Origin of the sequence: Anaerofilum hominis, from assembly GCF_014287275.1 — a bacterium.
In the GTDB taxonomy this organism is placed as follows: domain Bacteria; phylum Bacillota; class Clostridia; order Oscillospirales; family Ruminococcaceae; genus Pygmaiobacter; species Pygmaiobacter hominis.
Map to the genome: position 1 here is coordinate 349,574 of NZ_JACONZ010000003.1, position 15,787 is coordinate 365,360.

At 55.0% G+C, this 15,787-nt stretch carries 15 protein-coding genes; all 15 read left to right on the forward strand.

What is annotated here, in order from left to right:
- The first annotated feature begins 124 nt into the window (after positions 1 to 124).
- On the forward strand, positions 125 to 1,855 hold the full coding sequence (locus H8S23_RS10115; RefSeq protein WP_186888220.1) for a CocE/NonD family hydrolase: 1,731 nt from the start codon (positions 125 to 127) through the stop codon (positions 1,853 to 1,855).
- Positions 1,856 to 2,168: 313 nt separating this feature from the next.
- Positions 2,169 to 2,876: a FadR/GntR family transcriptional regulator gene (locus H8S23_RS10120; protein WP_186888221.1), complete on the forward strand. Its 708-nt coding sequence runs from the start codon at positions 2,169 to 2,171 to the stop codon at positions 2,874 to 2,876.
- 346 nt (positions 2,877 to 3,222) lie between these two features.
- Positions 3,223 to 4,251: a zinc-dependent alcohol dehydrogenase gene (locus H8S23_RS10125; protein WP_186888222.1), complete on the forward strand. Its 1,029-nt coding sequence runs from the start codon at positions 3,223 to 3,225 to the stop codon at positions 4,249 to 4,251.
- A 10-nt stretch (positions 4,252 to 4,261) separates the two neighbouring features.
- On the forward strand, positions 4,262 to 5,065 hold the full coding sequence (locus tag H8S23_RS10130; RefSeq protein WP_186888223.1) for a sugar phosphate isomerase/epimerase family protein: 804 nt from the start codon (positions 4,262 to 4,264) through the stop codon (positions 5,063 to 5,065).
- Between the two features lie 106 nt (positions 5,066 to 5,171).
- Positions 5,172 to 5,996: a transketolase gene (locus H8S23_RS10135; RefSeq protein ID WP_186888224.1), complete on the forward strand. Its 825-nt coding sequence runs from the start codon at positions 5,172 to 5,174 to the stop codon at positions 5,994 to 5,996.
- A 93-nt stretch (positions 5,997 to 6,089) separates the two neighbouring features.
- A complete protein-coding gene (locus H8S23_RS10140) occupies positions 6,090 to 7,025 on the forward strand; it encodes a transketolase family protein (protein WP_186888225.1) in 936 nt (311 codons plus the stop codon).
- Positions 7,026 to 7,044: 19 nt separating this feature from the next.
- Entirely contained in the window at positions 7,045 to 7,953 is a 909-nt protein-coding gene (garR, locus tag H8S23_RS10145) for a 2-hydroxy-3-oxopropionate reductase (RefSeq protein WP_186888317.1), read from the forward strand.
- Between the two features lie 207 nt (positions 7,954 to 8,160).
- Positions 8,161 to 9,123 carry a sugar ABC transporter substrate-binding protein gene (locus H8S23_RS10150; protein WP_186888226.1) on the forward strand — a complete coding sequence of 321 codons (963 nt, stop codon included), beginning with the start codon at positions 8,161 to 8,163 and terminating at the stop codon, positions 9,121 to 9,123.
- 133 nt (positions 9,124 to 9,256) lie between these two features.
- Positions 9,257 to 10,759 carry a sugar ABC transporter ATP-binding protein gene (locus H8S23_RS10155; RefSeq protein ID WP_186888227.1) on the forward strand — a complete coding sequence of 501 codons (1,503 nt, stop codon included), beginning with the start codon at positions 9,257 to 9,259 and terminating at the stop codon, positions 10,757 to 10,759.
- 17 nt (positions 10,760 to 10,776) lie between these two features.
- Complete coding sequence (locus tag H8S23_RS10160; RefSeq protein WP_186888228.1) at positions 10,777 to 11,760, forward strand: ABC transporter permease; 984 nt, start codon at positions 10,777 to 10,779, stop codon at positions 11,758 to 11,760.
- Between the two features lie 12 nt (positions 11,761 to 11,772).
- Positions 11,773 to 12,057 (forward strand): hypothetical protein, encoded by a 285-nt coding sequence (locus tag H8S23_RS10165; RefSeq protein WP_186888229.1) that lies wholly within the window; start codon positions 11,773 to 11,775, stop codon positions 12,055 to 12,057.
- Positions 12,054 to 12,902, forward strand: a complete 849-nt coding sequence (locus H8S23_RS10170) for a DUF6273 domain-containing protein (protein WP_186888230.1) — start codon at positions 12,054 to 12,056, stop codon at positions 12,900 to 12,902. The genes H8S23_RS10165 and H8S23_RS10170 overlap by 4 nt, the downstream gene beginning before the upstream one ends.
- Before the next feature lie 119 nt (positions 12,903 to 13,021).
- Positions 13,022 to 13,669 (forward strand): YczE/YyaS/YitT family protein, encoded by a 648-nt coding sequence (locus tag H8S23_RS10175; RefSeq protein WP_186888231.1) that lies wholly within the window; start codon positions 13,022 to 13,024, stop codon positions 13,667 to 13,669.
- Between the two features lie 207 nt (positions 13,670 to 13,876).
- Positions 13,877 to 15,007 (forward strand): glycerate kinase family protein, encoded by a 1,131-nt coding sequence (locus H8S23_RS10180; protein ID WP_186888232.1) that lies wholly within the window; start codon positions 13,877 to 13,879, stop codon positions 15,005 to 15,007.
- 390 nt (positions 15,008 to 15,397) lie between these two features.
- Positions 15,398 to 15,724 carry a hypothetical protein gene (locus H8S23_RS10185; RefSeq protein ID WP_186888233.1) on the forward strand — a complete coding sequence of 109 codons (327 nt, stop codon included), beginning with the start codon at positions 15,398 to 15,400 and terminating at the stop codon, positions 15,722 to 15,724.
- Positions 15,725 to 15,787: the final 63 nt, after the last annotated feature.

The window sequence follows — 15,787 nt, forward strand, 5'->3', positions numbered from 1 at the left end:
ATACTTAATTTAATCCTGTATTACAACATGACAACAAACAAGCTATCCGCTGCGTATTCGTATCGACTCCGGGCGCGCACTTTAGCAGGTGCCCTCCCTGTATGTTAACTTAGGAGGTCATTTTATGTCGGTTTGTAAGAATGAGATCATTTATCGCCGGGCTCCGGGACTTTCGGACCCGGGCTGCAGTTATCCCGGATTTGCCCCGGAATCAAAGGTGCTCAAAAAAGGGTCTGTCTGCCGCGCAGGGCATGCGCCGCTGGCCTGCGATATCCTGTTCGAACGGGACACGGCCATTACGGTACGTGACGGCACTATCTTATACGCGGATATTTATCGTCCGGTGGGAGAGGAAAAAGTTCCGGCGATTCTTAATTCCACTACTTTTGGAAAATCTACCGATGAGAAAAAGCCGGCTATGATCCAGCAGAAAGCGGCGTCCGGCGAACAATTTCCGGGCGTACCTAAAAGTATGACCTCAGGTCTGAATAGTTTTGAATCCACCGACCCGGGTTTTTTTGTTCCTCATGGTTACGCGGTGGTAAATCTGGATATCCGCGGCAGTTACATGTCCGGCGGTGACAATCCCTATTTTGGTACGCAGGAAGCTGAGGATGATTACGACGTTATTGAATGGCTTGCCATGCAGGAGTGGTGCAGCGGCGCTGTCGCTATGACCGGTAATTCCTGGCTGGGCATCAATCAGTGGTTTGCAGCAGCCCAAAGGCCGCCGCATCTGGTTTGTATTGCCCCTTGGGAGGGCTGGTACGATATGTATCGCGATGAATATATGGTGGGCGGCATCCCGAATTATCCTGGTTTTCGCTTTAATAACGCCTATAGTGAGGGCGGAAAGATGGAGGATGTAGTGGCAAATTGCCTTGCCCATCCCCTGTTGGATGAGTACTGGAAAGATAAGGCGGCTCATCCCGAGAAGATCGAGATCCCCGTTTATGCCACTGCTTCGTGGAGCAGCGTTGTGCATTGCCAGGGCACGCTGAATGCCTGGCGCAAGGTCCCCACAGATCAAAAATGGCTGCGGGTCCACAATACCCAGGAGTGGAGGGATACTTACGACGAAAACAATTCTCAGGACCTGCTGCGCTTTTTCGACCATTATATGAAAAAAGAAGAAAATGGTTGGGAGAACACGCCCAAAGTACGCCTTTCGGTTCTGGACCCGGGTGGACAGGACATTGTCGAACGGCCGGAAAAGGAATTTCCACTGGAACGCCAGCGGCTGTGTGAGTTGTATCTGGATGCAGCTGCGGGCAAATTGTGCGAGACGCTGCCGGAGAAAGAGGCTGAGGCGCGATATTCCGGCTGGAATGGCAAAGATATGGTTAAATTCCGCTATACTTTCGACAAGGAGACAGAACTCGTCGGTTATAGCAGTGTGCGGTTGTATGTGGAATCGCACGGATACAATGATCTGGACCTGTTCGTAAAATTGGAGAAGCTGGGTGCGGATGGCCGACGAGCCGAACATATCTCAGTGGCGACGGTACCTGATTTTGACCGCTATTCAGGTCCGACGGGCCGCCAGCGTGTGTCCCTGCGTAATCTGGATCCGGAAAAATCGGCACCGAATGAGCCTTATCACACATTTGACCAAGTGCAAAAGCTGCGCCCGCATGAGATAGTGCCGGTGGAAATAGGCCTGTTTCCCACCGGTCTGCGTTTTCACAAGGGGGAATCCATTGAACTTAAAATTGCCGGCTGGTGCTTTTACGATGTGCCGGGGGGATTTGGAAATCTGCTCCACATGGGCATCGATAATAATGGAGAACATGTGATCCACACCGGTGGGCAGTTTGCTTCAAAGGTCGTGCTGCCCATGATCCCGTTGGAATAAGCCGATCCGGCAAAGTGACCGCAGGCCCTGCAGGGTCTGCGGCCATTTTGCCTTTTAATAAAAAAGGAATTTTTTGGGTGTTTTATATTGACAAATGTTTAACAATTGGATACAATTTTGCATGTATACTTGTAATACAATATTACAGTATGAAGACCATTTCTAATGGACAGACATCTCTTAATGCGTATAGAAGTAGTTTCTGAAATAAAACAAAAAATCGTTCTCCTGCTTTTCAGAGAAAGGAAAATCAAAATAACAATACCCAAACAAATTCATTCTGGTACAATAAAAAGTCGTGAGGAGAGAGTCCATGAATTTATCCCCTGTAAAAAAAACAAGCATCAGCGATCAGGTGTTTGAGCAGCTGAAGACAAATCTAATTGATGGTACCTGGCGTCCGGGAGAGAAGATCCCCTCTGAAAACGATTTGGCCAGCGCTTTTGGAGTGAGCCGGGTAACGGCCCGGCAGGCGCTTTCCCGCCTGTCAACATTGGGGCTGATCGAGACGCGTCTGGGCGAGGGGTCCTTTGTGAGGGAGATCAAACCGGGAGATTTTCTGCAGGATATGATCCCCAATGTGTATCTTAATTATGAGCTTAGCCACGACTCGATCCGGGAGGTGCTGGAGTTCCGTCTGCTTTACGAGGTAGAGGTCGCCGGGCTTGCGGCGCAGCGCATCAATGACGCCCAGATCCTTCAGTTGGAGCAAAGCTATGAAAAAATGAAAAAGTTCGCTTTACAAAGCCTTGAAAATTACACAGAAGAGGATCTCAGCTTTCATTCTATGCTGGCGCAGGCTACCGGAAATTCGTTGGTCATCCAACTGAGCGGGATCATGAACGACCTGCTGCGGGTAACCATCAATAAGCTCACCAGCAATATTGGTACCGACAACGGACTACACTATCACCACAAGCTTATCAGAGCCTGCCGCAGTCATGATCCGCAAGCAGCCAAGAGTGTGATGTTAGAGCATCTGCAGCAAACTTTATCGGATTTTCAAAAAACAGAAAATTGAGTACACCGCAAGGTGGCCCATATTAAAAAAATAAAAGGCAGCTGTTTTACAGCTGCCTTTTATTTTTGCCGGGCCTTTCTATCCGCATAATTAAGTTTTTTGAAAAAAGAAAAGTGTAACAAAAGATCCTTAACAGCTTAAAAAAACTTTCAGGCCGGACTGGGTAAAAAAACAAATTTGTGAGATTACGCTAAAAATATTCAATAAATATCTTGTATTTTAACCATAAAATATAGATTGACAGTCCAACAACTTGAATGTATACTAGTCACATAGCAAGATAGCTGGTAGTTGTCATACAGGATAAAACAAGAGAAATGAGTCCGCTAAAGGAGTTGTTGGATCAATGAGAGCGCTCAGATATCTGGGGCCAGAGAAACTGGAGGTACAGCAGGTAGTGACCCCTGTGCCAGGGCAAGACGAGGTATTGCTGCGGGTACGTGCCTGCGGTATCTGCGGCAGCGATGTGCATGGCTTTTTGGGCCTTACAGGGCGCCGTATTCCTCCGGTGACCATGGGCCATGAGTTCTGCGCCGAGGTCGTTCAGTGCGGGAAAAACGCAAAGAAGTTTAAAGAGGGTGAATTGGTTATCGCGCAGCCGATCCACTTTTGCGGCAGCTGTGTCAACTGCAGACAGGGACTGACCATGCTTTGCCTCAACAAAAAATTTTTCGGCGTGTTGGACACTGATGGCGCTATGGCAGAATACATCGCGGTGCCGGAGAAGCTTCTCTATCCGCTGCCGGCCGGCTGCAGCCCGGAGGTGGGAGCACTGGCGGAGCCATATGCGGTGGCTTATGGCGCGGTCAAAAAAGCGGGCGATCTAACCGGAAAAGACGTGCTGATCATCGGGGCAGGCACTATAGGGATCTGCATTCTGCAGCTGGTAAAACTGCAGGGGCCTAAAAAGATCATTGTCTCCGACCTGAGCGATACTCGATTGGAACGGGCCAAGCTCCTGGGAGCGGACGGGATAGTCAATCCAGGGAAAGAGAATGATCTGGAGGCGATCAGAACGCTGACCGGCGGCAGTATGGTCGATCTCTCTATCGAGGCCGTAGGAGTGCAGGCTACGGCAAATCAATCTATCAAGGCCCTGAAGGTCGGGGGAACGACGGTCTGGGTCGGCATGTCCCAGCGTGAAATGACGATCGATATGCAGGACATCGTCTGCTCTGCACGGTCGGTGTTGGGATCTTTCAATTATACCCATCAGGATTTCGGCGAGGTAGTGCAGCTGTTGGGCAGCGGCCGGATGGAATCGGGTCGTCTGATCTCTCGAGTAGTCTCATTAGAAGAAGCTCCCCAGGCATTTCGCGATCTGCACGACCGGCCTGACGAGCTGCTCAAAATCTTGATCGACCCAACCAGGTGAGGTGACGCGGATGAAATACGGATGCTGTCTGAATATGGTAGCCGGAGGTCCTGACGGAACCGGCATGGAACATATCGCGGCGCTGGCGGCTGCCGGATACGACTATGTCGAACTGCCGCTGGCCGAGATCATGGCACTCGACGAAACACAGTTTACCGCGCTGTATCAGGCGCTGCAAAATGCGAATATTCCCTGTGAGGCCTGTAATAACTTTTTTCCGAAAACGCTGAGGCTGACCGGCACGCAGGCAGACTCTATAGAACAGACAATGGAATATGTAGAGCGCGCATTGGCCAGAGCAGCAACCTTGGGAGCGCGAAAAGTGGTATTTGGCAGCGGCGGAGCAAAAAATGTGCCCGCAGGCTTTCCCATTGAGGAAGGCTGGCGGCAAGTGACGGAATTGACCAGGCGTATCGGCCCGGTTGCGCGGCAAAACGGCATCCTCATCGTCATCGAGCCGCTGCGAAAGGCCGAGTGCAATCTGATTAATTCTTTTGCAGAGGGCTGCCGGTTGGCCGACGATGTGGACGACTCAAATGTAAAGGTGCTGGTGGATTATTATCACCTGACCGAGGAAAAGGAGTCTGTAAAGCACGTTGAACAATTGGGACCGCATTATCTGGGACATATCCATTTTGCCAATCCGAAAGGCCGGGTTTATCCCTCGGCGCAAGATGGCTGGGACTATTCGGATTTTGTAAAAGCGATCAAGGCGGCCGGATACAGCGATACCTTGAGCTGCGAAGCTTATACTTCAGAATATCCCAGGGCGGCGCGGGAGGCATTGGAATTTTTTAAGGCGAATTTTGACTGAGCCGGCAAACGTTGGCAATGCCAACTGCCGGGGCGGAATAAACACCGAAAAATACGTCTGTTTTGGGAGTCGGTGAAATGGTTCGGAACAGAAAGGGGTACTTAGAATGAAATACAGCGCACAGGAAATCGCAAGGCTCGAAGAAAAAGCGCGCGCGATCCGTCGCGGGACCCTTGAGTGCATGGGGATCGGGGTCGCCGGGCATGTGGGAGGCTCCTGTTCCAGTGCGGACATTATCGCCGCACTCTACTTCCACAAGATGAAATATGATCCTCAGAATCCGCAAGACCCGGACAGGGACCGATTTTTGCTCAGTAAAGGGCATGTAGCCATTGCGCAATATGCCGCGCTGGCCGAGGCAGGGATCATCCCCCGCGAGTGGCTGAAGACCACTAAGCAGCTTGGCTCACGCCTGCAGGGCCATCCGGACCGCCTCAAGACGCCGGGCGTAGAGGCGGGGACCGGGTCACTGGGGCAGGGCCTGTCCATCGGCTTGGGTATGGCGTTAGGGCAGAAGCTGGCCGGGATCGCCCGTAAGACCTATGTGCTTTTGGGAGACGGTGAGATCGCAGAAGGACAGGTGTGGGAGGCCGCATTGGCCGCGCCGATTCTGGGGGCGGACAACTTGGTGGCCATTGTAGATAATAACAGACTGCAGGCCACTGATTTTATTAAGAAGCGGTTCAACACTTTGCCGTTAGCTCCGAAATTTCAGGGCTTTGGTTGGCATGTGATCGAAATCGATGGCCATGACATGGAGGAGATCCTTTCGGCGCTGGACGCCGTGGACGAAATAAAAGGAGTGCCTACTGTCATCATTGCGCACACGGTCAAAGGTAAGGGCGTGAGCTTTGCCGAAAACGTTGCGGCTTATCACAACGGCGCGCTGAACGCAGAACAATATGAGCAGGCCATGACAGAACTGGCCTGAGGAGAAAAAAGCCCACGGGCACAGGGACAGGGGAGCGACGCGCTCGCCCGGAAACTTCCGGCTTGGGCTGACAGCGAAAGGAAGGTTACAGGCATGAGCTATACCAACCAGAGAAAGGCGTACGGTGAGACCCTGACCGCGCTGGGCGCGGAAAATCCAAAGATTGTTGCCCTGGAAGCAGATCTGGGCAATTCGACCATGTCGCGCCTGTTCCAGCAGGCATACCCGGAACGCTATTTTGAGATGGGCATCGCCGAGGCGAATATGACCTCGGTGGCCGCGGGACTTGCCCAGACCGGGTTCATCCCGGTGACGCATTCCTTTGCGGTTTTCTCCGGCGGACGCGCTTTTGACCAGTTGCGCCAGACCATTGCGATTGGCAAGCTGAACGTCAAGGTTTGTGGTTCATCGGCCGGCTGTTCGGACTTCGGCGACGGCGCCACACATCAATCGGTGGAAGATATCGCCATCATGCGGGCAATTCCTAATATGACGGTGCTCTGCCCGGCAGACGCCAACGAAACGGTGGGAGCCGTGCGGGCGATGATCGAACTGGAAGGCCCCTGCTATATCCGTATCAACCGCAATGATTACAGCAATGTGACAGAGGAGCATGCTCCGTTTAAGATCGGGGTCCCCACTGTACTGAGGGAAGGCAGGGACGTGACGATTTTTGCCATCGGTTATATGACGACTTTGGCTCTGGAAGCCGCCGAGGCGCTGAAAGACGAGCTTTCGGTCCGAGTGGTCAATGTAAGCACCCTTAAGCCGGTGCGGGAAGAGACGCTTGCAGCCCTTGCAAAGGGCTGCCGAGGCGTGGTCACCGCTGAGGAGCACAGTGTAGTTGGCGGTCTTGGCAGCATTGTTTGTCAGGCGCTGCGGGGCAGCGGCCTGCCGGTGGAGCTGGTGGGCATCGAAGATGTTTTTGGATGCAGCGCCCACAGCTATGACGAAATTTTAGGTCATCTTGGGCTCACGCAAGAGCACATTCAGGAGGCGGCCCGCAGAGCTGCGAAAGCCGCAAGATGAAAAATACGCGGTTCCCTTTATAAATAAGGAGGTCTTTCACGTGAAGATTGGATTTATCGGGCTGGGCATCATGGGCAGGCCCATGGCAAAAAATTTGTTGAAAGCGGGACATGAACTGGTAGTTTACGACGTTGTACGAACCAATGTGGAAACGCTCACTGCGGCAGGGGCAACGGCAGCCGATTCTTCCCGTGAGGTAGCGCAGCAATGCAGGGTCATCATCACCATGCTGCCCAACTCCCCTCACGTAAAAGCTGCGGTGTTGGGTGAGAACGGTGTGCTGGAAGGCGCGCAGCAGGGAACGATCCTAGTGGACATGAGTTCTATCGCACCGCTTGCGTCCCAAGAGATTTGTGAGGCCTGCGCGCAAAAAGGGGTGCGGATGATCGACGCACCGGTCAGCGGAGGCGAGCCGAAAGCGGTCGACGGGACCATTGCCATCATGGTAGGCGGAGACCGGGCCGTTTATGAGGAAGTAAAAGATCTGTTGCTGGTCATGGGATCTAGCGCTGTTTGGTGCGGTGGTATCGGTGCTGGCAACACCACCAAATTGGCAAATCAGGTCATTGTGGCGCTCAATATTGCAGCAGTGTCCGAAGCGTATCTGCTGGCGAAAAAAGCCGGCGTTGATCCACGCTTGGTTTTTGAGGCTATTCGGGGTGGTCTTGCGGGCTCTACAGTGATGGAGGCAAAGACCCCAATGATCTTGTCGCGCGATTTTAAGCCCGGTTTTCGCATCGATCTGCATATCAAAGACCTGGCCAATGCTTTGGAAACCGGTCATTCGGTAGGAGCGCCGCTGCCGCTGACCGCCTCGGTTATGGAAATGCTGCAGACCCTGCACGCAGACGGCTGCGGTTCAGACGATCACAGCGGCATCGCAAAATATTACGAGAAAGTAGCGGGCGCGCAGATCGCAGAACCTTGATCCCCGCACCCTCGTGCAAGACACAGGAAGCACCCAGCACTTTTTATGTGCCGACGGCACTGCCGCCGGAAAGATGAGTCACTTTTATCGCGGGGCGGCAGGGAGGTGGGAATAGTACCGGTGCACCGTTACTTCCGATAAGCCGGTATAGGCCACGGACCCCACATTCCGCGATAAGAAAAATAAGAGCAGGAAAGGAACAAGAAAATGAAAAAGTTATTTGCGATTCTCACAGCACTTGTCCTGGCAACTTCTCTAGCCGCCTGTGGCGGCAGCGACTCCTCCATTTCTACAGAGGGACAGTCCTCCAGTGCAGGTACGACAGTCGGTGCCTCCCATAAGATTGGCTTTGCCTGTGACGATCTGAGCACCGATTTTGCAGCCGCAATGGCTGATGGAGTCAAAAACAAATGCGCCGAACTGGGCATCGAGGTGGAGATCACGGATGCCAACAAGGACCCCAATAACCAGACCAGCCAGGTGGAGAATATGATCACCAACGGCTGTGAAGCGATTATCATGTCCCCTTATGATTTGTCGGCCTGCGGTGCTCTGGCCACTGCCTGCGAAGAGGCGGGAATACCGCTGATCGTGCTGAATACACCGCTGAATGACGGGACCTATTTTTCTACAGCAGTCGTCATGGACATTGAGGCGATGGCCACTGCAAAGGCGAACGCTATCGTAGAGGCTCTGGACGGAGAAGGACGGGTCTACATGTTGATGGGCCCTCTGGCACAAGAGATGTGGACCACCCAGGCTGACATCGCGCGGAAAATTTTTGCAGAGCATCCGGGTATTGAGATCATCGATGAACAGACCGGCAACAACAAGCGGGACGAGAGCATCGTGGTCATGGAAAACTGGATCTCCACAGGCGCAGAATTCGACGCCGTGTGGTGCTCTAACGACGCCTCGGCTATCGGGGCGGGCACGGCCTGTAAAGAGGCTGGACTGGATGCTTTCATTATTGGTCAGGGCGGACAGGCTGAGGGATGCCAAGCGATTAAAGACGGACTGTTTGACTGGACCATTTATGCCCCTGGTTCCCTGATCGGTTCCTCAGGTGTAGAGGCTGCTTATAAGTTGCTGAGCGGCGAAGAAGTGGGAAAGACTTATTCGCTTAAACTGGAATATGTCACCCCGGAGAACGTGGACGAATACCTCTGATTTCATCGGGCGTCTTTGCCCTCGCGGGGAGATCGGGCAGGCCGCTGTGAACGGCCTGCCCGATTGACAAATAACGGCCGGAGGGAAGCGCTCCGCGCCCTCTCTCTACAGTGCCGACGAAAGGCGAAAAATTATGGAGAAAAACGATATATTGCTGCAGGTCAGCGGAGTGTCAAAATCGTTTCCCGGCGTCAGGGCCCTGGACGGGATGAATCTGAGCGTCCGTCGGGGGACCGTCCACGCGCTGATGGGAGAAAACGGAGCAGGAAAATCCACTCTGATGAAGATTCTCACGGGCCTTTACCAAAGAGACAGCGGCGAGATCACCTTGGACGGCGTGCCGCTGGAAACGCATACTATCTCCGCCGTGATTGCGCAGGGTATCTCAATGATTTATCAGGAGCTCAACCCCATTGAAGGGATGACAGTGGCGGAGAATATTTTTTGCGGCAAAGAGCCCTGCCGGGTCAAGCTGTTCTACGTAGACCGCGCGGCGATGAACAGGCAAGCCGCCGCACTGCTGGAAAAACTGGGAGTGATAGGCATTTCACCTACCGCGAAGCTGCATACATTGAGCAACGCCCAAAAGCAGCTGGTAGAGATTGCAAAGGCTATTTCCAATGATTCGAAGCTTATCATCATGGATGAGCCCACCTCCGCAATTACAGAAAGTGAGTGCCAGAGGCTGTTTGAGACCATCAAACGACTTCAGGCAAGCGGGATGACCTTCATTTACATTACCCATAAGATGGACGAGATCTTCAGTATCTGTGATGAGGTCACAGTGATGCGAGATGGGAAATATGTGGATACACGACCTGTAAGCGAGGTGACTCACGACAGCCTGGTGGCAATGATGGTGGGAAGAGCGATCACCAATGTGTATCCTAAACAGAAAGCCCAGATCGGTGAGACGGTGCTGGAGGTGCGGGAGTTATGCGCGGGAAAGTCGTTTCATAACGTTAGTTTTGAATTGAAAAAGGGAGAGATTTTGGGTTTTGCCGGGCTGATGGGGGCGGGGCGTACTGAAATCGCCGAGGCGCTATTCGGTACCCGCCCCATCACCGGCGGCGAGGTGTTCGTCGAGGGCAAAAAGGCACGTATTGGCACCCCGCGCGATGCCATCCGCCTTCGAATGGCAATGCTCACGGAAGACAGGCGCCTTACCGGCTGTTTGATCAATTCAAAAGTATATGATAACATCCTTACCCTGATGTGGAAAAGGCTTCGAGGCCCCCTTGGGATTGACCACAGAAAAGGGAAACAGATCTGCAACGAGCAGATCGGGCGCTTTTCGATCAAGACTACCGGCCCGGATCAAAGGATGCGCAATCTTTCGGGTGGAAATCAGCAAAAGGTGCTGCTGGCGCGCTGGCTGCTGACGGAGCCTGATATCCTCATCCTGGATGAACCGACCCGTGGTATTGACGTGGGAGCAAAATATGAGATCTATCAAGACATGGTGCGCCTGGCTCAACAGGGTAAGTCTATTATCATGATCTCCTCGGAGCTTCCGGAGGTCTTGGGCATGAGCGACCGCATTCTTGTGATGCACGAGGGGGAGCAAATGAAGATCCTGGATGCTGCACAGGCCGACCAGGAAACCATTATGCGGTATGCCTCCGGCATTGCGTAGTCAAAGGAAGGATAACAATGGAAAAGACAAAAAAGAACAAAAGCAGTATGTCTCTGGGTGAGAGATTTCTGCGGCTTCTAACTGACGAGCAGACCGGCGCCGCGATCATCCTTGCCGTCGTAGTCCTCATCCTGGCCCTCACAGCGGACAACTTTTTATCCACACGCAATCTGACCAATCTACTGCGCTATGCATCCTTTTATGTGATGGTGGGCGTCGGAGTATTGGTGATCTTCCGCAGCGGTGCTATGGATCTGTCGTTAGGCGCAACGATGGGCATGTCCGGCATCCTGGCGGCCATGCTGGCGCAGCGCGGAATGCCGCTCTGGCTTATTCTTATTGAGACGCTGGTGGTGGGAGCCCTTATTGGCGCGTTCAACGGCTACCTGGTAGGATACTGGGGCTTCCCCGCCTTTATCGCCACATTGGGCAGCAAGCAGGTGGTGCGGGGCCTGATTACTGTGATCACCGGCGGTTATCCGGTCAATGGACTCTCGGAGGAGTTTACTTTTCTCGGCGCGGGAAGTTTTCTGGGGATTCCGGTCCCCATTTATGTGGCCCTTGCAATGATGGGCATCACTGCCTATGTGCTCAATAAGACGGTGTTCGGCCGGCATGTCTGTGCCACCGGCGGCAATACCCAGGCAGCATTGGTTTCTGGCATCAACACTCGGCGCATCCAGATGCTGGCATATGTCTACGGCGGTTGCTGCGCCGCTATTGCGGGCACGGTCCTCACTGCCCGCATCACTTCGGGCCAGGTCAATACCGGCGACGGCTTCGAGTTGGACGCCATCGCGGGCGCCATCATCGGCGGTGCCGCCATGGACGGAAGCGGCGGTACCGTAACTGGTGTGCTCTGCGGCATTCTGGTCATCTATGCGGTCAAAAATGGCATGACTCTACTGGCGGTCAACGCTTATTGGCAGCAGGTCGTACAAGGCGCGATCATCATCATCGCCATTTTCCTGGATATTATCCGCAAAAAACAGCGCAAGTGAGAGGAGCGGCTTATGCAGATCGAATACGGACTGCTTCCAGAAGAACCGGGGATGGAAGAATCTTACACGATCATTCCAGAGGATCTCAAAATGAATCCCAACTGCCCTTGCCCCACTCGAACCTGTCCAAACCACGGGTTTTGCCAGTACTGTGTACCGCATCATGAAAAAATTAGCCGCCGGCTGGCAGAGATGGGGCAACCCGGCCGTGCAGACCCGCCTTTCTGCCATCGGAAAGAATATCTCGAAACAAAGCGGGCAGCAGGTGCGGTGAAAAAGGGGAGGGGTGCGGAATGAAGTTGGGTGATCTTCCCATTGGGGCACGGGTATGTGACCAGGGTGGAGAAGCCGCCTTTCTCGTTGCAGCGCAGAACCATCCGGGCTACGCGGGGACGACCCTGCTGGCGGAAAAAGTGTTGGGAGTGCGCTGCCTTGACGCGGCGGAGCCGCAGCGCCGGCAGGTCTCTATTTTTGAACGGGTATGGCAGTTTGGCAGCAACGACTATGCGACCAGCAACCTGCACCAGTGGCTGAACAGTCAAGAGACGGACTGGTTTCACCCCCAGCATGAAGAGGACTGTCCGCCCAGCACCCCGTATCTGCGCTACGGTGAACAGCCCTATGACGGATTGCCCGGATACCTTAGCGGTTTTTCAAAAACCTTTTTGGCACAGATGCTGGTGAGCCAAGTGCCGGTACTGCGGCGCACCGAGCAGGGCAAAGCGGAATTGACATGGGTAAAAGCCCGGGTCTTTTTGCCCAGCCGCACGGAGCTGAACAAAGGAGACGAGTGTGGAGTGGCCGAAGGAAAGCCGCTGCCGCTGCTCTGGGATCAACGTATCTTTAAGGCGGTGCCGCAGGAGAGCGAGCTGAAAAAGCACGGGCGCTCGTGGAACCCCGGCCGCGCTACAGCCCCTGAGGACGCCCCTCAGATCTATGATCCCCGATATGGCTGGTGGTATTGGATGCGCACACCGAGCAGTTTGTATGCTTTTCTCACCCGGGTGGCCAGCCCTTATGGGGCGGTCAGTTATACTTATGCCAACAATGATGTAGTGGGAGTGCGGCCGCTGATGAATCTGGATGCCGGGACGCAGGTGGAGGGAGACGGACAGATCGACGAGACTTATACTATCGTCTGACCGTAACACGCAGAACAAAAGGCGCAAAGGCTGGCAGCGGGGGTACATTCGGGCGGATATCTTTCGCCGGTGTACGGGCTGTCAGCCTTTTCTTGCATGGAGAGAGGGGAAAAGCTATAATGAAAAAAACGACCCGGGCCTTTTGGTACTTGGCGGGACTGGCCCTGTTGGCACTGGGGAGCGCATTGAGCGTCAGGTCGGAGCTCGGGGTAACCGCGACTGCCAGCATCGGATATGTGCTGGCTGCGGCCAGCGGCTTATCTTTAGGGCTGATCACAATGCTTAATTTTATGTTTTTTATTGCGGTGCAGCTGTTGTTTACCTGTAAAAGCCGTCTGCGTATCCTGATGCAGCTGCCTTTCAGCGTCTTTTTTTCTGCTGTGCTTGACTTTTGCTTGGATATGCTGCGCTTTGAGGCGAACTCCCTGATCGCAAAATTTGCCCTGTTGGTGCTGGGGGTACTGTTGACTGCCGCGGGGGTGTTTTTAACGGTCAGTCCCGGTATCGTGCCAACTGCCCCCGACGGCTTTGTCGAAACTCTTGCAGGACGCTTTGGGTGGCGATTCGGCGTCGTTAAAAATATTTTTGATCTGGTCAGCGTGACGCTGGCGGCGGGGGTGGGTCTGCTGTGTGTCGGGAGCCCAAAGGGAATCGGCATAGGCACTCTGTTTTCTGCATTGCTGATTGGCCCGCTGGCCGGAGTGCTGATGAAACGTTTTGGAAACAGTTTTGCCAAACCGCAGCAAACGTCTGCAAAGGCGGGGTAAAACAGCGTGCTTTGAAACTTTGAATAATTGAAGCGCTTTACTAAATCGGACAGCTTCGGCATCAAAAATATTCGGAACAGATAAACTGCGCTTGAACTGTTTGAAAGCTTCCCACCTCATTGACTTTCCCATTTTGAGACACACCCTGGGACGCCATACAGTTGGACCGGAAATAAAATATGCTTTTATCCCAAAAGGAGAATGCCCATGAAAAAAGTGATCCTGATCCCGGATTCATTCAAAGGGACGATGAGCTCGGCGGAGATCTGCGAGATAATGGGGGCGTGCATCCATGCCCGCTGGCCGGAGGCGCTGACGGTGAAGATCCCGGTGGCGGACGGCGGAGAGGGCAGCGTGGACGCCTTTCTGGGAGCCATGGGGGGCGAAAAAGTCCCCTGCCGGGTCACCGGGCCGCGGGGCACGCTCTGCGACGCCTTTTACGGCAGGATCGGCGGCATTGCCGTGATCGAGATGGCCGCGGCGGCGGGCCTGCCGATGATGGGGGAAGAGCTGGACGCAGCGGGGGCCACCACGTTCGGCGTGGGGGAGCTGATGCTGGCCGCCGCCCGGGCAGGGGCAAAAAAGATCATTATGGGCCTGGGGGGCAGCGCCACCAACGACGGCGGCTGCGGCGCTGCCGCGGCCTGCGGGGTGCGCTTTTTGGACGAGGCGGGCACAGCCTTTGTGCCCACCGGCGGCAGCCTGAGCCGGATCCGGCGGATCGACGCTTCGGGCCTTTCGCCGCTGCTGGGCGGCGTGGAGATCGTGACCATGTGCGACATCGATAACCCGCTGTGCGGTCCCCAGGGGGCCGCCGCGGTCTTTGGCCCGCAAAAGGGGGCCGACCCGGCGCAGGTGACCCTGCTGGACCGGGGCCTCGCCCATCTGGCGGGTCTGGTGAAGCGCGATCTCGGCGCGGATATCCTGCAGCTGCCCGGCGCGGGCGCAGCCGGCGGCATGGGCGGCGGTATGGTCGCCTTTTTCGGCTCGGCGCTGCAGATGGGCATCGAGACGGTGCTGGAAACAGTGGGCTTTGAGGCGGCCCTGGAGGGGACGGACGCGGTTTTTACCGGCGAGGGGCGCATCGACGGCCAGAGCCTGCGCGGCAAGGTGGTGGTCGGGGTGGCCCGCGCGGCGCGCAAAAAGGGGGTGCCGGTGATCGCGGTGGTAGGCGACATCGCCGACGGGGCCGAGGCGGCCTATGCGGAGGGGGTGTCCGCGATCTTCAGCATCAACCGGGTCGCGGTGCCCTACAGCGAGGCGAAGAAACGGGCCAAAAGCGATCTGCGGCTGACCATGGACAATCTTCTGCGCTTTATGGAACTGTGGAAAGCGTGAGTGAAAATATGGGTCCCGCAGAGCGGGCGGGAAGCCTGCCGCGGGGAGGGCGGCCCCGGGCCGAACGGCGGCGCTGTTTTGGCGCGCAGCTGCCGACGGGTGCAGACGGATGCCGCGCTGCGGCGGGGCCTGTGTATCCGGCGCCCGGCGGCCGTTTTCGGCGCCGCTGAGAACGGGCTGCCGCCGGCCCGGGTGGACTTTTGAGAGGCGCGCTTCCCGCGCGCCGCAGCGGCAGAAAGCGCAGCGGGGAAGCAGAGATGTTTTTGAGGGAAAAAGAGAAAAACGTCCCTGCAAAACCGGCGGGGTGTTCGGCCCTTGCGGGGGGAGAAACAAACGCGCCGCTTTTGCAGCGTTTTTCTTTTGCCCGCGGAGGAGGCTGCGCCGTCGGGGATGAAACTCTTCCTGGTTGAAAAAGGTTCCCCATTTTCTGCGTTTTCCTGCTTCGGCCCTCCGCGCCCCTTTTCCCCGGAAAAGGCCGGGTCAGGCGCGGGGATGTTCTGCGCGGCTCCCTGTTGTTTTGGTGAGGAGCGGAAAGACAGACATTTACAGGGGTTTGAACAGACAGCGCCTTTCGGAAACTTTCCGAAAGGCGCTGTTTTGTTGGTTGGGGAAACCGCGGGCTATGCCGGTGGAGGTGCCGCGCAAAAAAGCTTTCGCTTCAAGTATCGAGCGAAGCGAGTTGCTGACATAGCAGCCTGCCGAGCAGCAATGGCTTAGGGAGATGGACTTGTGACGGTTTATGGGCGGCGGAGCAGTTGATGCAAAAGAGAGATAATTCAG

What these genes read in the sequence shown, in the direction of transcription:
- H8S23_RS10115 (WP_186888220.1), top strand. Translation starts at nt 125, where the DNA reads ATGTCGGTTTGTAAGAATGAGATCATTTATCGCCGGGCTCCGGGACTT.
- H8S23_RS10120 (WP_186888221.1), top strand. Translation starts at nt 2,169, where the DNA reads ATGAATTTATCCCCTGTAAAAAAAACAAGCATCAGCGATCAGGTGTTT.
- H8S23_RS10125 (WP_186888222.1), top strand. Translation starts at nt 3,223, where the DNA reads ATGAGAGCGCTCAGATATCTGGGGCCAGAGAAACTGGAGGTACAGCAG.
- H8S23_RS10130 (WP_186888223.1), top strand. Translation starts at nt 4,262, where the DNA reads ATGAAATACGGATGCTGTCTGAATATGGTAGCCGGAGGTCCTGACGGA.
- H8S23_RS10135 (WP_186888224.1), top strand. Translation starts at nt 5,172, where the DNA reads ATGAAATACAGCGCACAGGAAATCGCAAGGCTCGAAGAAAAAGCGCGC.
- H8S23_RS10140 (WP_186888225.1), top strand. Translation starts at nt 6,090, where the DNA reads ATGAGCTATACCAACCAGAGAAAGGCGTACGGTGAGACCCTGACCGCG.
- H8S23_RS10150 (WP_186888226.1), top strand. Translation starts at nt 8,161, where the DNA reads ATGAAAAAGTTATTTGCGATTCTCACAGCACTTGTCCTGGCAACTTCT.
- H8S23_RS10155 (WP_186888227.1), top strand. Translation starts at nt 9,257, where the DNA reads ATGGAGAAAAACGATATATTGCTGCAGGTCAGCGGAGTGTCAAAATCG.
- H8S23_RS10160 (WP_186888228.1), top strand. Translation starts at nt 10,777, where the DNA reads ATGGAAAAGACAAAAAAGAACAAAAGCAGTATGTCTCTGGGTGAGAGA.
- H8S23_RS10165 (WP_186888229.1), top strand. Translation starts at nt 11,773, where the DNA reads ATGCAGATCGAATACGGACTGCTTCCAGAAGAACCGGGGATGGAAGAA.
- H8S23_RS10170 (WP_186888230.1), top strand. Translation starts at nt 12,054, where the DNA reads ATGAAGTTGGGTGATCTTCCCATTGGGGCACGGGTATGTGACCAGGGT.
- H8S23_RS10175 (WP_186888231.1), top strand. Translation starts at nt 13,022, where the DNA reads ATGAAAAAAACGACCCGGGCCTTTTGGTACTTGGCGGGACTGGCCCTG.
- H8S23_RS10180 (WP_186888232.1), top strand. Translation starts at nt 13,877, where the DNA reads ATGAAAAAAGTGATCCTGATCCCGGATTCATTCAAAGGGACGATGAGC.
- H8S23_RS10185 (WP_186888233.1), top strand. Translation starts at nt 15,398, where the DNA reads ATGAAACTCTTCCTGGTTGAAAAAGGTTCCCCATTTTCTGCGTTTTCC.